The sequence below is a fragment of the Nonomuraea indica genome, from assembly GCF_002850745.1.
GTDB classification, from domain to species: Bacteria; Actinomycetota; Actinomycetes; order Streptosporangiales; family Streptosporangiaceae; genus Nonomuraea; species Nonomuraea indica.
Genome location: NZ_KZ559473.1, coordinates 162,379 through 178,430 on the forward strand (window position 1 = coordinate 162,379; position 16,052 = coordinate 178,430).

The window sequence follows — 16,052 nt, forward strand, 5'->3', positions numbered from 1 at the left end:
GATCCGCGACCGCCCGATCCGCACCCGACGCGAACGTAGCCAATTCGAGACCGTGGGATGGGAAACCGATGGGGCTCAGCCGGACGTTGTACGAGTGGGAATGTGGCCTCGTGGTTCATCTCGTGGGCGGGGATTAAGCCGGTATGGTGCTTCATGCCATGAACGATGACCGACTTGGCCCTTACCGGCTGCTCAGGCGGCTGGGTGAGGGCGGTATGGGCGTGGTCCACCTCGCCGTCGACCCCCAGGGCCGGCAGGTGGCCGTCAAGGTCCTGCGCTCCGAGGTCGCCGGTGACGAGGTCGCCCGACGGCGCCTGTCCCGCGAGGTCGAGACCATGCGCCGGGTCCGTGGCAGGTACATCGCGGAGGTGCTCGACGCCGACGTCACCGGTCATCGCCCCTACATCGTGACCCGCTACGTCGCCGGGCGCGCGCTCGACGAGATCGTCAAGGACGAGGGCCCGCTGGAGCTGCCCGCGCTGGTCCGGATCGCGCACGGCGTGGCGTCCGCGCTGGCGGCCGTCCACGCGGGCGGCGTGATCCACCGCGACCTCAAGCCCGGCAACGTGCTGGTCGTCGACGGCGACCCGATCCTCATCGACTTCGGCATCGCGCAGGCGGTCGACGCCACGCGGCTGACCCAGACGGGCATGTTCATCGGCACGCCGGGCTTCCTCGCCCCGGAGATCATCGAGGGGCAGGAGGCCGGGCCGGAGGTCGACGTCCACGCCTGGGCCGGCACCCTGCTCTACGCCGCCACCGGCCAGCCGCCGTTCGGCAAGGGCACGCTGGAGATGATCTTCTACAACATCACCGCGGGCAAGGCCGAGATCGGCGCGGCGCCCGCGCCGCTGCAGCCACTGCTCAAGGCGGCCTTCCAGCGCAACCCGGCCAAGCGTCCCAAGGCCGCCGAGCTGGCCGAGCAGACCGCCCGCATGCTGCCCAGGTCGTACAGCGGGGTGCCGGACGAGATCTCCACCGTGCCGCGTCCCGACCTGCCGCCGCCCACGCCCGTCGACAGTCGGCCGGCGTACGAGATCTCGACGCCGCCCGTGACGCCCCGGCGGTCGCTCGACAGCCGGCAGGCGCCCTTCGCCCCCCACCAGAGCCTCGCGCACCCGAGCGGACCGCAACTCGGTGGCGCCCACCCGAACGGCCCGCACCCGAACGGCCCGCACCCGAACGCGGGCGGCCCGAACGCGAGCGGCCCGCATCCGAACGCGGGCGGCCCGAATGCGAGCGGCCCGCATCCGAACGCGAGCGGTCCGAACGCGAGCGGCCCGCATCCGAACGCAAGCGGTCCGAACGCGAGCGGCCCGTACCCCAGCGGCCCGCAGCACGGGCTCCCGCCGCAGCCGCACCCCGGGCCGGGGGAGCCGCCCGGCCGCCCCGCGGCCGGCCCCGGCGTGCCGCCGTACGGCTCAGGGCCGCACGCGCAGGGCGGTCCTGCGCCGGACCAGCCGTACGTCTCGCTGCTGCCCGGCCAGGGCGACCCGTGGCCCACCCGCCGCGTCACCCCCGAGGAGCTGCGCCGCATCCAGGAGGAGGGCACGCCCCCGCAGCCGTGGCAGCCGCCCCAGGCGGCCGACCCGGCCCCCTCGTACGAGCAGGCGCCGCCGTACGAGGGCGACGTGCCCACCCGGCGCGTCCGCCCCGACACGCCCGACTACGGCCGGCCGAGCGGGCCCGGATACTCCTCCGGACCCCACACGCCCGGCTACCCGCCGGCCCCGGGCGCGCAGCACGGCCCGGGTCCGGGGCAGCAGCGGCCCCACCAGCAGCAGCCGCCCCCCTACATCCCGGCCCAGCCCGCCTACCCGCCGGACCCCCAGACCAAGCGCGAGCCGTTCATCCCCGGCGCCCGGCCGGGCCAGGCGCTCCAGCGCTCCAAGGCCTACGGCGTGGCCGGCGCGATGCTGCTCGTCGTCATGGCCGCCGCGGCCGTCGTGGCCCCGGTCCTGGTGGCCGTGGTGGCCGTCCCCGCCGCGGTGCTGCTGCGCGCGGCCGACCTGGCCCAGCGCGACCTCACCGCCCGCCGCTCGACGGGGGCGGCGGCGCTCGACGTGGTCCTGGTGTTCGCCCATCCGAGGGCGCTGGCCAAGTCGGCGGGCATCACGCTCGCGCTGACCCTCTACGCGCTCATCCTCGGCCTGCCGGTGACGCTGCTGCTCACCGTGAGCGGCACCGACGCGTACAACGCGCTGGCCTGCGGCGCGGCGGTGGCCCTGCTGACCGTCTGCGCCGGTCCCGGGGTGGAGGGACCTGGCCGCCAGATGCGCAGAACGCTCTCATCCCTCGTACCCTCGAGAACAGCGGCGATGGTGCTGGCGGGAGTCCTCGCGGTGAGTGCCGCGCTCTCGGTGCTCCTCGCCTACTCCACGATCGGGGACGGTGGGAGGAGGGCCGTATGGGCTCCGCTGGACGTCGCACCTGTGGTGGAGCAGCTCAACGGACTGAAGGGGGACTCGGGGGGATGACGCGGGGACGGTGGCGATGAGCGCGGGTGATACCCGGGCGCCGGAGCGGATCGGTCCTTACCGGGTGGTGCGGAAGATCGGCGAGGGCGGCATGGGCGTCGTCCACCTCGGCGTCGACGCCGAGGGCCGCGAGGTGGCCATCAAGGTGCTCCACCGGCACGTGGCCGCCGATCTCAAGGCGCGCGACCGGCTGACCCGCGAGGTCGAGACGATGCGCCGGGTGCGCAGTCCGCACGTGGCCGAGGTGCTCGACGCCGAGTTGGTCGGCGGCGAGCCCTACGTGGTGACCCGGTTCGCGCCGGGGCGCACGCTTGAGGACGCCGTGCTGACCGACGGCACGCTCGCGGCTCGCGAGGTCATCAAGCTCGCCCAGGGGCTGTGCCAGGCGCTGGTGGCCATCCACGCCGCCGACGTGATCCACCGCGACTTCAAGCCGTCCAACGTCATGCTGGTCGACGGCGAGCCGCTGGTCATCGACTTCGGCATCGCCCATCTGGTCAACGCCACCCGGCTCACCCAGACGGGGATGTTCGTCGGCACGCCGGGCTACCTCGCGCCGGAGATCATCCGCGACACGGAGATCACCCAGGCGGCCGACGTGCACGCGCTGGCCTCGACGGTGTTCTTCGCCGCGGCGGGCACGCCGCCGTTCGGCACGGGCACGTTCGAGGCGGTCTGCTTCAACATCATGGAGGGCCGCGCCCAGCTCGACAAGGCGCCGGCCTGGCTGCGCGGCTGGCTCGCCCGCGCCCTGGACGTCGAGCCGTCGGCCCGGCCGAGCGCGCGCGAGCTGCTGCGCATGGCGCGCGCCCTCGACCCGGCGGTGACCACCTTCCACGAGACGCCGCCGGAGGCGCCGCCCAAGGGCACGACGAAGAAGCTGTCCACACGTACGAAGATGATGGACTCCTTCTCCGACCTGCTGCCGCCGGTCGAGTACGACCGGCCCGCACCGCGCAGGGAGGAGCCGCGCAGGGAGGAGCGCCGCGAGGAGCGCCGCGAGGAGCGGCCGCCCCCTTACGTCCCCGCGCCGATGCCGGCCAGGGCGGCGCCGCGCCCCGACCAGCGGGTGGCGGGCTATCCGGCACCGTCGGCCCACCGTCCGGTGACGGCCGCGCCCGCGCCGCCGGCCACGCGCGAGTCGCGGCGCGAGGCCGCCCGGCAGCGACCTTCCCCGCCGCCGTACACGCCGCCGGGCGAGCGTAGGCGCTACCTGGCCGGCAGCCGGCTCACCGGCGCGCTGCTGCTGGTCACGCTGGTCGCCCTGACGGTCATGATGCCCGTCACGGTCGGCGCCGTGGCCGTCGCCGTGGCGCTGGTGCTGCGGGTGGGCGAATACCTCTTCGGCGACCTGGTCAAACGGCGCCAGGTGCGCGGCTCCAGCGCGGCCGATCCGCTGCTCGTCCTCGTCGGCACCCCGTGGGCGCTGGTGAAGGCGTCGCTGGTGACACTGGTGCACCTGCCGCTGGCCGTGCTGTTCGGCGTGTGCGCCTGGGGGGTGCTGCGCTGGGGTGGCGGCATGAGCGTCAACCAGGCGGCCGCCTGGGCGGCGGGCGCGTTCTCGGCCGGCCTGTTCCTGCTGCCGGGGGGTGGCGCGCCGCGTCAGGCCGTCACCCGCACGCTCACCGGCGTGCTGCGCAGCCCCGGCGCCGCCACGGTGGCGCTGCTCGTCGTCGGCACGGCCGCGTTGTTCGCGGTGATGTTCGCGATGGGCCAGAACACGGTGTGGGCGCCGTGGCAGCCGCCCAACGAGGTGATCAAGGATCTGACGAGGAGCGCCCAGGACAGCGTGGTCGGGCTGATCACCGGGCTGGTCGGCTCCCTGCTCGAGTCCCTGGGGCTGAGCTTCTTCGCGCCCCGGCCCTGAGGCGCCGGGCCGGAGCCGCGCCCGCTGCCCGGCATCGGTCCCGAGCGGCCGGGTCCCGGCATCGGTCCCGAACGGCGGGGTCGCGGGGGAGTCCCGGAGCGCCTTCGGGGGGAAGGATGGGGTATGAGCGATCAGCTGGGCCCGTACCAGCTCCTGTCCCGGCTCGGATCCGGCGGGTTCGGCGAGGTGCACCTGGCGCTCGACCCGGAGGGCCGGACGGTCGCGGTCAAGGTGCTGCACCCGCACGTGGCGGCCGACGCCGGGGCGCTGGCCCGGCTGTCGCGCGAGGTGGAGACGATGCGCCGGGTGGGCGGCCCGCACGTGGCCGAGGTGCTCGACGCCTCGCTCGACGCCTCGGCGGACGGGGCCCGGCCCTATCTGGTGACCCGCTACGTCCAGGGCAGGCCGCTCAGCGCCGTGCCGGTGCCCGTGGCGGGCCTGCGCGAGCTGGCCGCCGGCCTGGCCGGCGCGCTGCTGGCCATCCACGAGGCCGGGGTGGTGCACCGCGATCTCAAACCGGCCAACGTGATGATGGCCGACGGGCTGCCGGTCGTCATCGACTTCGGCATCGCCAGCGCGCTCGACTCGCTGTCGGTGACGGCGTCGGGCGCGGTGGTGGGCACGCCCGGCTACCTGGCGCCCGAGGTGCTCGAGGGGCGCGGAGCGGGCATGGAGGCCGACGTGTTCTCGTTCGGCGCCACGCTGGCCTACGCGGCGACGGGCCGTCAGCCGTACGGGCAGGGGCCGGCCTCGGCGGTCGCCTACCGGGTGGTGCACCACGAGCCCGACCTGGCCGGCGTGCCCGGCTGGCTGGAGCCGCTGCTGCGTGACTGCCTGGCCACCGACCCGGCCGCGCGGCCCACGGCCGCGCGGATCTGCGAGCGGCTGGGCGTGGACCCGGGCGCGCCGGTTCCGCCGCCGCGCGGGCGCGTCGCGCGGTCGCGCGGCGGCGTGCACGAGCTGGACACCCGGCAGTGGCGGCCCGGCGACCGGGCGCGGCCGGGCTCGCCCGAGGAGGCCAGGGCACGGCGCCGGGAGAAGGTCCGCAGGCGCTGGGTGGTCGGGTCGGGGTTGTTCGTCTCGCTGCTGTCGGCGGCCGCCTGGGAGCCGCTGCCCGAGGTGGCGCTGTTCCTGCTGGCGGGGTACGCGCTGGCGGTCGTGGCCGACGCGGGCGTGGCCGTGTTCGCGCGCGCCCCGTACCTCCGCACCCGGGTGGTCGTCGATCTCGCGGGGATCGCCGGTGCGGCCGGGCTCTGCTTAGGGCTCAACGCGGCCTTCAGCACGTTCACGCTGGCGCTGTTCGCGGGGACGGCGCTGGTGGCGGGCATCGTCTTTCTGCTCTCGGCGTGAGGGCCCACGCGGATCCAGGACTGGAACAAAGTTCGGTAGGGTGGAGTGGGATACGATTTGCGGTAAAGCTACCCGTGGGTAACATGGCGGCGGAGGCCGGGGCGCAGCCCCGCGCACCCGCTGTCGGAGGCCCGCGGACCACCTGGCACTCTGGACAGCATGCAACCAGCGCCCGCCGCACCGTCGCGGCGGCGCACGCGAACACGGGAGGTCGGCCACCGGCCATGAACATCGTCGTCTGCGTGAAGCAGGTCCCTGACACGGCGACCGAGCGCAAGCTGCGGTCCGATGACAAGACGCTCGACCGCGACGCCGTGGACGGCGTGGTCAACGAGCTTGACGAGTACGCGGTCGAGGAGGCCCTGAAGCTCAAGGAGGCCCACGGCGGTGAGGTGACCGTCCTCACCATGGGCCCGGGCAAGGCCACCGAGACCATCCGCAAGGCGCTGGCCATGGGCGCCGACAAGGCGGTCCACCTCAGCGACGACGCGCTGCACGGCTCCGACGCGCTGTCCACCTCCTACGCGATGGCCCAGGCGCTGAAGAAGATCGGGTTCGACCTGGTCATCCTCGGCTCGGAGTCCACCGACGCGCGCACCGGCGTGCTGCCCGCGATGCTGGCCGAGCGGCTCGGCGCCCCGCAGCTCACCCTCGCCCGCAAGGTCGACGTCAACGGCTCCTCGATCACCATCGAGCGGCTCACCGACTACGGCTACGACCGGGTCGAGGCCACGCTGCCCGCCGTCGTCTCCGTGGTCGAGAAGATCAACGAGCCGCGCTACCCGTCCTTCAAGGGCATCATGGCGGCCAAGAAGAAGCCGGTCGAGACGCTGGGCATCGCCGACGCCGAGATCGCGGCCGACCAGGTGGGCCTCGGCGCGGCCTGGTCCGAGGTCGTCGAGTTCGCCCCGGCCCCGCCGCGCGCGGTCGGCACCATCGTCAAGGACGAGGGCGACGGCGGCGCGAAGGTCGCCGAGTTCCTCGCCTCCAAGAAGTTCATCTGAGAACGGGGGTTTTACTGATATGTCGGAGATTCTCGTTCTCGTCGAGCACGTCGACGGCGAGGTCAAGAAGGTCACGCTGGAGCTGCTGACCCTGGCCCGCTCGCTCGGCTCGCCCGCCGCCGTCTGGGCCGGCCCGGGCATCACCGCCGACGCCAAGGCCAGGCTGGCCGAGTACGGCGCCGACAAGATCTACGTCGCCGGCTCCGGCGACGTGGTCGACCACGTGGTCGCGCCCAAGGCGGAGCTGCTCGCCCAGCTCGTCGCCGACAAGTCGCCGGCCGCGGTGCTCGTGGTCGCCACGGCCGAGGGCAAGGAGGTCGCCGGCCGTCTCGCGGTCAAGACCGACTCCGGTGTCATCACCGACGCCGTCGGACTGCGCGAGGGCTTCGTGGCCGACCAGTCGATCTTCGGTGGCGGCGTCAACGTCCAGTCGCGGGTGCGCCGTGGCACGCCCATCGTCGCCGTACGGCCCAACTCGACGGCCCCCGAGGCCGCCGCCGGGGCCGGCGCGGAGGAGGAGGTGACCGTCTCCCTGAGCGACGGCGCCAGGGCCGCAAGGATCGTCGAGCGCGTCAAGCAGGAGAAGGGCGCCCGCCCCGAGCTGACCGAGGCCGCGATCGTGGTCTCCGGTGGCCGCGGCGTCGGCTCGGCCGAGAACTTCGCCATCATCGAGGCGCTGGCCGACTCGCTGGGCGGCGCCGTGGGCGCCTCCCGCGCCGCCACCGACGCCCAGTGGTACCCCCACCAGTTCCAGGTGGGCCAGACGGGCAAGACGGTGTCGCCGCAGCTCTACATCGCGGCGGGCATCTCCGGCGCCATCCAGCACCGGGCCGGCATGCAGACCGCGAAGAACATCGTCGCGATCAACAAGGACCCGGAGGCGCCGATCTTCGAGCTCGCCGACTACGGCGTCGTGGGTGACCTCAACCAGGTCGTCCCGCAGCTCACCGAGGAGATCAACAAGCGCAAGTAGCCTCCCGCACGGGAGGAAGAGGGCGCCGCACGTCTGTGCGGCGCCCTCTTTTTTGCATCTACGGCTTCCACCTGTAATATTCAACTTACAGGTGGAAGACGGATGTGAGGATGAGGTCCTGACCAGCGAAGAGTTGCTCGCCGTGCTCGCCGCGATCGGTCACCCGATCCGGCTGCGGGTCATCGCCGAGCTGGCCGCGGGCCAGGTGCACGTCAGCGAGCTGGCTCGGCGGCTCGGCGTGTCGCGCCCGCTGCTCTACATGCATCTCGAACGGCTGGAGAAGGCGGAGCTGGTCCACGGCCGGCTTGAGCTGTCGCCCGACGGCAAAGCACTGAAGTACTTCGAGCTGGCGCCGTTCCACCTCACCCTGACCCCCGACACCGTCCTCGCGGCCCTCCGCGCGGACCAGCAGGAGACCCGTCATGACTGACATCAAGTCGATCGTGCTCCCGATCGTGATCATCCTGATCATGGCGGGAGGCATCGCGGCCTGCGTGGCCCTGTACTTCCGGTTCGAGCGGCGGCGCGCCGAAGCTCTGGCCGCGGAGCTGGCCGGATACCGCGAGCTGGCCGAGCGGGCCGCCCAGCGGCAGGAGGAGGCCCACGCCCGCATCGCCGACCTGGCCGAACGCGTCGCGGCGGTGGAACGACTGCTGCGCAGCGTCGGCTGACGAAGAAGAAAGAGCCCCGGGAGCGAGCGGCAACTCGCCCCCGGAGCGACGGAAACCGCACGTCCACGCCTCGACGGCGTGCCTTCTACGCGTACGTGCCTCCAAGGGAAAGGAGAGCAGCTCATGCTGCTCGCACGCAAATCGTCCGGCCGGCGCGCGCTCGCCGGCCTGCTCGCCGCGCTGGCGCTGTGGCCGCCCGCCTCGGCGGCATCGGCGGCCACCGTCACCCCCACCCTCACCGCGACCGCCCCTGCTCCCGAGCCTGTCACGGCGGAGGCGGCGCGGGCGTTCCTCGACGAGCACGTGACCGCCCAGCTGGCCGAGCTCCGCATCCCCGGCGCCGCGGCCGCGGTGGTCACCGACGACGGCCACGTGGTCGCCCGGGGATACGGGGTGGCCGACGTGAAGTCGGGCCGGCCCGTCAGCGCCGAGCGGACCGTGTTCGCCCCCGCGTCCGTCGTCAAGCTGGTCACCGCCACCGCGGTGATGCAGCTCGTCGAGCGCGGCAGGATCGACCTCGACGCCGACGTCAACGACTACCTCACCGACTTCAAGGTGGCCGACGCCTATCCCGGCCGGCCGGTCACCACCGCCCACCTGCTCACCCACACGGCCGGCTTCGCCGCCGGCGACTACGGCACCGGGGCGGCGAGCCCCGAGCAGGCGCTCCCGCTGGGCGAGTACCTCGCCGGCCACCAGCCCCGGCGCATCCGCCCGCCCGGCACGCGGGCGGTGTACTCCAACTACGGCATGGGGCTCGCCGGGCACCTCGTGGAACTGCGCTCCGGGATGCCCTTCCACCGCTACGTGGCCGAGCACGTCTTCCGGCCGCTGGGGATGTCGCACAGCTCCGTGGCCCAGCCGGAGCCGCGGCACATCGCCGCCGCGCTCGCGCCGGGACACCGCCTGGCGGGCGACCGCCAGGTCCCGGTCACGGGCGCGCTGTACGGGCACATGCCACCGCACGGCGCGGGCTTCCGGTCCACCGCGACCGACATGGCCGCGTTCATGCGGGCCCACCTGACCGGCGGCGGCCCGATCCTGCGGCCGGAGAGCGTCCGGCTGATGCAGGGCCGGCGGTTCGGCAACGCCGAGGGCACCCCCGGCATGGGGTACGGCTTCCAGGAGTACAGCCGCAACGGCCGGCGTCTGGTGGTGCACCGGGGCAACATCCCCGGCTACTTCGCGATCCTGGCACTGGTGCCGGACCGGGGCATCGGGATCTACGCCTCCTACAACGGCAGCGGCGTCGGCGGCCCCGAATCCGTCTGGAAGCTCGTCAACGCCTTCGCCGACCGCTTCGCCCCCGCCGCACCGCCCGCCGCCACGCCGTCCGGGCCGCTGCCCGATCCGGCCAGGTATGCCGGGAACTACCGTCCGGCCCAGGCGGCCGACACCGACGACCTCGGCCGGCTCGCCGGGCTCACCGGAGCCGTCACCGTGTCGGCCGGCGGTGGCGGAACCCTCACCACCACGGGAGCGGTCACGCACGGGACCCCCGAGACGCGGCACTGGACGCAGGTCTCGCCCGGCCTGTTCCAGGAGAAGGGCGGCTACCGCCGGCTCTCCTTCGGCGAAGACGGGCTGCTCGCCGGCGAGAACCCGATCGGCCCGCTGGAACGGCTCTCCTGGCACCAGTCACCGCCCGTGCAGCTCGGCCTGCTCGGCGGCGCCCTCGCCGTGCTGCTGCTGTCCGCGCTGGGCTGGCCGGTGGCGTCCGCGGTCAGGCGCGTACGCGGCCGGACCGTGAAGGCACCCCGGCTCGCCGCGCTTCCCGGCTGGGCCACGGCGGTGCTCGCCGTGGCGTCCGCGGGCACCGTCGTCGCGACGTTCGCCGACCAGAGCAACCTGACGGCGTTCTTCCTCGGAGGCTCGCCCCTCCTGACGGCCGTTCACACGCTGCCCGTGCTGGCCGCCGTGACGACCTGCGCGACCCTGGCCGCCACCGCGCTGGCCTGGCGCCGGCGGTGGTGGAGCCTGGCCGGGCGGGTCCACCACACGGGTGTCGCCCTCGCCGCGGTGGCCTACCTGGCCGTGGCGGCCTCGTACAACCTGCTCGGCTGACGGCTCCGGGAAATCAGAGCCAGCCCATGTCGCGGGCGCGGCGGACGGCGGTGTGGCGGTTCTCGACCGCGAGCTTCGTCACCGCCGACGACAGGTAGTTGCGCACCGTGCCCTCCGACAGGCGCAGCTCGCGGGCGATGCGCGAGACCGGCGCGCCCGACGCGGCCGCGCGGAGGGTGTCGAGCTCGCGCGGCGTCAGCGGGCACTCCCGCATGGACAGGGCGTCAGCCGCCAGCTCCGGGTCGATGTAGCGGCCGCCTCCGTGGATCTGCCTGATCACCTGGGCGAGGGTGGCCGCCGGGTTGTCCTTGCCGACGAAGCCGCGCACGCCCGCCGCCATCGCCCGGCGCAGGTAGCCGGGCCGGCCGTACCCGGTCACGATCACCACCCGGCAGCTCGGCACGGTCTCCGCGATCCGTTCGGCGGCGGCCAGCCCGTCGAGACCGGGCATGTCGATGTCCAGCATGGCCACGTCCGGCCGCAGCTCGACGGCGAGGCGGACGGCCTCGTCGCCGCGGCCGGTCTCGGCCACGACCTCGATGCCCGGCTCGGTGCCGAGCAGCGCGGCGAACGCGCCGCGCACCAGGTGGTGGTCCTCCGCGAGCAGCAGCCTGATCACGCGGCCGCCCCGGCCAGCGGCACGGCGGCGCTGAGGCGGAACGTGCCGCCGCCCGCCTCGGTGGTCAGCGAGCCGCCCGCCTCCGACATCCGTTCGGCCAGACCGGTCAGCCCGTTGCCGCGCACCACCTTGGCGCCGCCGGGCCCGCCGTCGTTGACCATCTCCAGGATCACGCGGTCCTCCTCGATGTACACGCTGACCTCGCACCAGCTCGCGGTGCTGTGGCGCAGGACGTTCGTGACGGCCTCGCGGGCGACCCAGCCGAGCGGCACGTGCACGTGGCCGGGCAGGTCCTCGGGCAGCGCGGGCCGGTCGCAGCGGATGCCGGCCGCGCCCAGCACGGCGGCGACGCCGTCCAGCTCCGTGTCGAGCGACATCGCGCGGTAACCGCGGACGACCTCGCGCACCTCGTGGACGGCCGTGCGGGAGATCCGCTGGATCTCGGCCAGCTCGGCGCGCGCCGCGTCGGGAGTCGTACGGACCAGCCGCTCACCCAGCTCGGCCCGCAACGCGATGGCGTGCAGCGTGTGGCCGAGGGTGTCGTGCAGGTCGCGGGCGAAACGCAGCCGTTCCTCGTCCACGGCGCGCCGGGCCAGCTCGGCCCGGGCCTCCCGCAGGTCGTCCACCACGTGGCACAGCCAGGCCACGCCGTACGTCGTCGGAGCCATGAAGGGCATCGCGACGGCGCCGACCAGCAGGGCGAGCGGCAGCGGCATCCCGGAGGCGAGCATCACCAGCGTCGCGGCGACGGCCGCCGCGAGCGTGACGGCCCAGGTGACGGCGGCGCGGGCGAAGACGACCGAGGCCGCCGAGATGAAGGCCATCGGCAGGCCGAACCAGCTCGCCCCGGCGAACAGCGGGACGCCGTAGGAGATGACGGCCACCACGGCCAGGTCCAGATGGTGCCGCCAGGTCAGCCGGCGCAGGAACGCCGCCCACAGGACCCGCGCGTAGCAGACGGTCAGGAGGATGCCGAAGGACCCGGCCACCACCGTGACGGTCCACCCCGACCCCGTCTCCATCGCCACGCCGACGGCGGGCATGGCGAGCACCCCCGCCATGGACCCGGCGAACAGGGCCACCGCCACCCCGGCGATGACCCTGGTGCTGACCACGCGCGCCTTCATCGGCCCCCAGGTTACGGTCATGCCCGGCGCGGGTCCCATCGGAAGTAGCGGCGGGTGCACCACAGGCTCACGCCGATCCACAGCAGGGCGACGCCGAGGCCCGCGGCCGACGACTGGAACGCCTCCAGGAACCCCACCTCCGGGGCGCCGTCCCGGCCGAAGTCGCGGCCGAGGAAGGCGGTGCGCATCATGGTCACGACGGGGGTCAGCGGCAGCCGTTCGGCCACGCGCTGCCCCCACTCGGGCAGCTCCGACAGCGGCAGCATCATGCCCGAGCCGAACATGCAGACCAGCAGCACCGGCAGCGCCACGAGCTGCGCCACCTCGTAGTTCGGGATCAGCCCGGACGTGCCGATCGCCAGCGCGGCGAACACCGCCGCCCCCAGCACGAAGGCCAGCAGCATGAGGGGGATGTTGCGCGGCACCGGCGCCCCCACCACCGCGATCACGTAGGCCAGGATCACCCCGCCCTGCACCGCTCCGACGAGCGTCGCGTGCAGGATGTCACCCGCGAAGATGGCGCTGGTGGGCAGCGCGCTGCCGCGCAGCCGCTTGTACACGCGCTCCTCCCGCCGCACCACGATGCCCGTGGTGATCGTCATGTACGAGAACGGGAAGACCACCGCGATGGCGCCCACGGCGGCGAACACCGTCATCGGCACCCCGCTCACCGTGGCGCCGCCCTGCGCGTCGCCGCTCGTGTACGCGAACGCCATGAACAGCGGCAGCAGCAGCACGCTGAAGGCCAGCCCGCGCTGGCGCAGCAGCACCGTCTGGTTGAGGCGTGCCTGTGCCCACACCATCGACGCCCAGCTCGCGAACCCGTTCATGCCGCCACCTTCTCCGTCTCCGCGACCTCCAGGAAGATCTCCTCCAGCGACGGCCTGCGCACCTCCAGGCCGGCCAGCTCCAGCCCGCGCTGGTGCGCCCAGGTGAGCAGCACCCGCAGGTCCTCCTGCGGCCGGTCCGTCTCGACCGTGTACGCCTCGCCGTCCGCCCGGACCGAACGTCGCGTCGGCCCGGAGGCGTAGGGCAGCTCGCCCGGCCGCACGCCCGGCAGCCGGAACGCGATGCGGGTGCCCCGGCCGGCGAGGACGGCACCGAGCGTGCCCTCCGTGACGATCCGCCCGGCGTGCATGATGGCCAGGCGCCGCGCGAGCTGCTCGGCCTCGTCGAGGTAGTGGGTGGTGAGCAGGACGGTGACGCCTTCGGCCACCATCTCGCGCACCAGGGCCCACACGTTGCGGCGCGCCTCCGGGTCCAGGCCGGTGGTCGGCTCGTCGAGGAAGAGCACCTCGGGCCGGCCGAGGACGGCCAGGGCCAGGTCCAGGCGCCGCTTCTCGCCGCCGGACAGCTGTCCGACGCGGACCTGCTCGCGGTGCGTCAGCCCGACCCGGTCGAGCACGGCGCGGCGGTCCATGGCCCCCGGGGTCCAGCGGCGCCAGGCGTCCACGGTCTCGGCGACGGTCAGGTCCTTGTAGAAGCCGGCCTCCTGCAGGACGAGGCCCATCCGCCGGCGGACCGCGGCCCGCTCGGCCAGCGGGTCGTGGCCGAGCACGCGCACCTGTCCCTTGGTCGGCGCGCGGAAGCCCTCCAGCACGTCGAGCGTGGTGGTCTTGCCCGCGCCGTTCGTGCCGAGCAGGGCGTACAACTCGCCGCGGGCGACCTCGAAGCTGACGCCGCGGACCGCCTCGAAGTCCTCGTAGCGCTGGTGCAGGTCCCGCACCTCGATCGCTGTCGTGTTCACGCCCCTCACTGTGCCGGTGCGCGCCCCGTGCCCGGCAGTCGCGGATCTCAGCAACCGGCCGGGACGTGCGCGGAGCCGAGCCGTGACATTTGTCAGGGTCCGGCCGCCCGTCCGGCCGCCGTCAGGCGGCCGCGTGGGCGGGCTCGCGCTCGGCGGGCGGCAGGACGGTGATCCGGGCGGGCTCCTCGCGCGGCAGGAACCGGGCCGCCACGGCGATCAGCAGCCCCAGCACGACGGCGATGCCGAGCGCGGCGCGCAGCGACGTGGCGTCCGACAGGTAGCCGATCACCACGGGGCCCAGCAGCAGACCGGCGTAGCCCATGGCGCCCGCCTGGGCGATGGCCGGGCCGGGGTTGTCGGTGGCGGTGCCGGCGAGCGACAGCGTCATCGGCGAGATCGTCGCCACGCCGAGCCCGACGAAGAACATCGCGGACAGCGCCACCAGCGGTGCCGGAGCCGCCAGCACGACGCCGAAGAACCCGGCCGTGGCCAGCCCGGACACGGTCAGCATGCCGCGCACGCCGAAGCGGGAACGCAGCCGGTCACCGGAGAGCCTGGCGATCAGCATGCCCGCCTCGAACACCGGGTAGCCGAGTGCCGCGAGCGCCTCGGGAGCGCCCAGGGAGTCGCGCATGAACAGCCCGTTCCAGTCGGCGACCGTACCCTCGACCATGAACGCGAAGAACATCAGCGCGCCCAGCAGGTAGACGATCGGCGGCATGCGCCGGCGGGCCGTCGTCCCGCCCCGCGTGGCCGAGGGGGCCTCCGGCAGGTAGGCGCGGCCGATGACGACCATGAGCGGCAGCGAGACGAGGCCGACGAGGGCGACGTTGGCGGTGAACGACAGGCCGAGGGCGATGGACAGGCTGCCCAGCCCGCCGGCGGCGATGGCGCCGACGCACCAGCCCGCGTGCATGCCGTTCAGCAGCGGCCGGCCGTAGGCGCGCTCCACCGTGGAGCCCTGGGCGTTCATCGCGATGTCCACCACGCCGAACGCCATGCCGAAGAACGCCGCGGCCGCCAGCAGCAGCGGCAGGTTGGGCGCGAAGGCCACGCCGACCAGGCCGAGCGCCGTCGCCGGGCCGCCGACGCGCAGCAGGGTCTTGCTGCCCGTACGGGCCATGACGCGGCGCATGGACTGCATGGTGACCAGCGCGCCGAGACCCCAGATCAGCAGGATGGTCCCGACGGCGGACTCCGACAGGCCGAGCTTGTCGGTCAGGGCCGGGATGCGCACGGTCATCGTGCCCACCATCAGGCCGGCCACCACAAAGGTGAGGACCGCGCCGTAGCGGGCGGTCCGCAGGTCCTGCGTCATCGTTCGTACCTCTCGCAAGTCTTCAGACAGGGGTGTTCGGTGCGCGCGCCCGCCGGGCGGGCCCCGGGACGGCTGCGCGGCAGCCGGCGGGGCAGGGGGCGGCGGCCCGCGCGTGGGCGCGGGCTCGGCGGCGGGGGGTAGGGCGCGGGGACGGACGTCCCGATGGTGGAAAGCCCCTCGCGGGGGCGGGGGAACGCGGCGCCGGCCACCGCGGGCGCTCCCTGGGGGAGGCCGCGGCCGGTCGCCGGAGGCGGGCCTGTCGGCAGGCCGCGCGGTCACGGGCGCGACGTGGGCCCGCCCGCGGCCTTACGGCATGGCCTCCGGTTTCAGCAGCGCCATCAGTCGGGCCTCCAGGGCCACCAGGTCGGCCTCGGTGTTGAGCCCGGCGTCGTGGCTCGCCACGTCCCACAGGCCCTCACAGGCGAGCCGGACGATCTGGGCCGCCGTGGGGTCGGGCTCGTCGGCCAGCTCCTCGCGGTGCCAGCGCGTCATGGCCTCGCGCAGCGGGGCCAGCAGATAGAGGTTTCCCGAGGCGCCGGTGACCACGGCCCAGCGTCGCAGCCGGCCCGTGCGGACCGCGGCCAGCGTGGCCTTGAGGTAGCGCTCGGTGTAGGTCTGGCCCGGCTGGTCGACGAGGAGCTGGTCGAAGTCGGCGATGAGCCGCTCGACCATGCCCTTGATCAGGGATTCCTTGCTGTTGAAATGGTAGAGAAGGCCGCCCTTGCTCACGCCTGCCCGGTCGGCGACGGCGGAGAGGGTGAGCGCGGCGGAGCCCTGGTCGCAGAGCAGCTCCTCCGCGGCGTCCAGCAACTCGTCCCTTCTCATGCCCGCCACT

At 74.0% G+C, this 16,052-nt stretch carries 14 protein-coding genes; 8 read left to right on the forward strand and 6 right to left on the reverse strand.

Translation table 11 applies throughout. The features are described from left to right. Positions 1–158: 158 nt before the first annotated feature. From CXR44_RS41725 to CXR44_RS21405, 8 genes are all read left to right on the forward strand, one after another. Entirely contained in the window at positions 159–2,477 is a 2,319-nt protein-coding gene (locus CXR44_RS41725; RefSeq protein WP_180903625.1) for a serine/threonine-protein kinase, read from the forward strand. 16 nt (positions 2,478–2,493) lie between these two features. Then, positions 2,494–4,344: a serine/threonine-protein kinase gene (locus tag CXR44_RS21375; RefSeq protein ID WP_101787863.1), complete on the forward strand. Its 1,851-nt coding sequence runs from the start codon at positions 2,494–2,496 to the stop codon at positions 4,342–4,344. Positions 4,345–4,467: 123 nt separating this feature from the next. Then, the gene (locus tag CXR44_RS21380; protein ID WP_101787864.1) at positions 4,468–5,694 is read left to right on the forward strand and encodes a serine/threonine-protein kinase; all 1,227 of its coding nucleotides are present in this window, start codon (positions 4,468–4,470) and stop codon (positions 5,692–5,694) included. Between the two features lie 224 nt (positions 5,695–5,918). Beyond that, the gene (locus CXR44_RS21385) at positions 5,919–6,698 is read left to right on the forward strand and encodes an electron transfer flavoprotein subunit beta/FixA family protein (protein WP_101787865.1); all 780 of its coding nucleotides are present in this window, start codon (positions 5,919–5,921) and stop codon (positions 6,696–6,698) included. Between the two features lie 19 nt (positions 6,699–6,717). Further along, positions 6,718–7,671: an electron transfer flavoprotein subunit alpha/FixB family protein gene (locus CXR44_RS21390; protein WP_101787866.1), complete on the forward strand. Its 954-nt coding sequence runs from the start codon at positions 6,718–6,720 to the stop codon at positions 7,669–7,671. Between the two features lie 91 nt (positions 7,672–7,762). Continuing rightward, entirely contained in the window at positions 7,763–8,101 is a 339-nt protein-coding gene (locus CXR44_RS21395) for an ArsR/SmtB family transcription factor (protein WP_245899302.1), read from the forward strand. Beyond that, a complete protein-coding gene (locus CXR44_RS21400; RefSeq protein WP_101787867.1) occupies positions 8,094–8,342 on the forward strand; it encodes a hypothetical protein in 249 nt (82 codons plus the stop codon). The genes CXR44_RS21395 and CXR44_RS21400 overlap by 8 nt, the downstream gene beginning before the upstream one ends. A gap of 123 nt (positions 8,343–8,465) precedes the next feature. Then, a complete protein-coding gene (locus CXR44_RS21405) occupies positions 8,466–10,406 on the forward strand; it encodes a serine hydrolase domain-containing protein (RefSeq protein WP_101787868.1) in 1,941 nt (646 codons plus the stop codon). Positions 10,407–10,419: 13 nt separating this feature from the next. On the opposite strand, the gene CXR44_RS21410 is transcribed toward CXR44_RS21405, so the two are convergent. The 6 genes from CXR44_RS21410 to CXR44_RS21435 all read right to left on the reverse strand — a co-directional run bounded on the left by CXR44_RS21410 (position 10,420) and on the right by CXR44_RS21435 (position 16,042). Then, complete coding sequence (locus CXR44_RS21410; RefSeq protein ID WP_101787869.1) at positions 10,420–11,025, reverse strand: response regulator transcription factor; 606 nt, start codon at positions 11,023–11,025, stop codon at positions 10,420–10,422. Then, positions 11,022–12,152: a sensor histidine kinase gene (locus CXR44_RS21415; protein ID WP_101787870.1), complete on the reverse strand. Its 1,131-nt coding sequence runs from the start codon at positions 12,150–12,152 to the stop codon at positions 11,022–11,024. Before CXR44_RS21415 ends, CXR44_RS21410 begins: the two co-directional genes overlap by 4 nt. 17 nt (positions 12,153–12,169) lie before the next feature. After that, positions 12,170–12,982 carry an ABC transporter permease gene (locus CXR44_RS21420; protein WP_101787871.1) on the reverse strand — a complete coding sequence of 271 codons (813 nt, stop codon included), beginning with the start codon at positions 12,980–12,982 and terminating at the stop codon, positions 12,170–12,172. After that, entirely contained in the window at positions 12,979–13,899 is a 921-nt protein-coding gene (locus tag CXR44_RS21425) for an ABC transporter ATP-binding protein (RefSeq protein WP_180903626.1), read from the reverse strand. The genes CXR44_RS21420 and CXR44_RS21425 overlap by 4 nt, the downstream gene beginning before the upstream one ends. A 121-nt stretch (positions 13,900–14,020) precedes the next feature. Then, the gene (locus tag CXR44_RS21430; protein ID WP_342748582.1) at positions 14,021–15,496 is read right to left on the reverse strand and encodes an MFS transporter; all 1,476 of its coding nucleotides are present in this window, start codon (positions 15,494–15,496) and stop codon (positions 14,021–14,023) included. Between the two features lie 27 nt (positions 15,497–15,523). Continuing rightward, positions 15,524–16,042 carry a TetR/AcrR family transcriptional regulator gene (locus CXR44_RS21435; protein ID WP_101788050.1) on the reverse strand — a complete coding sequence of 173 codons (519 nt, stop codon included), beginning with the start codon at positions 16,040–16,042 and terminating at the stop codon, positions 15,524–15,526. Between the last annotated feature and the right edge of the window lie 10 nt (positions 16,043–16,052).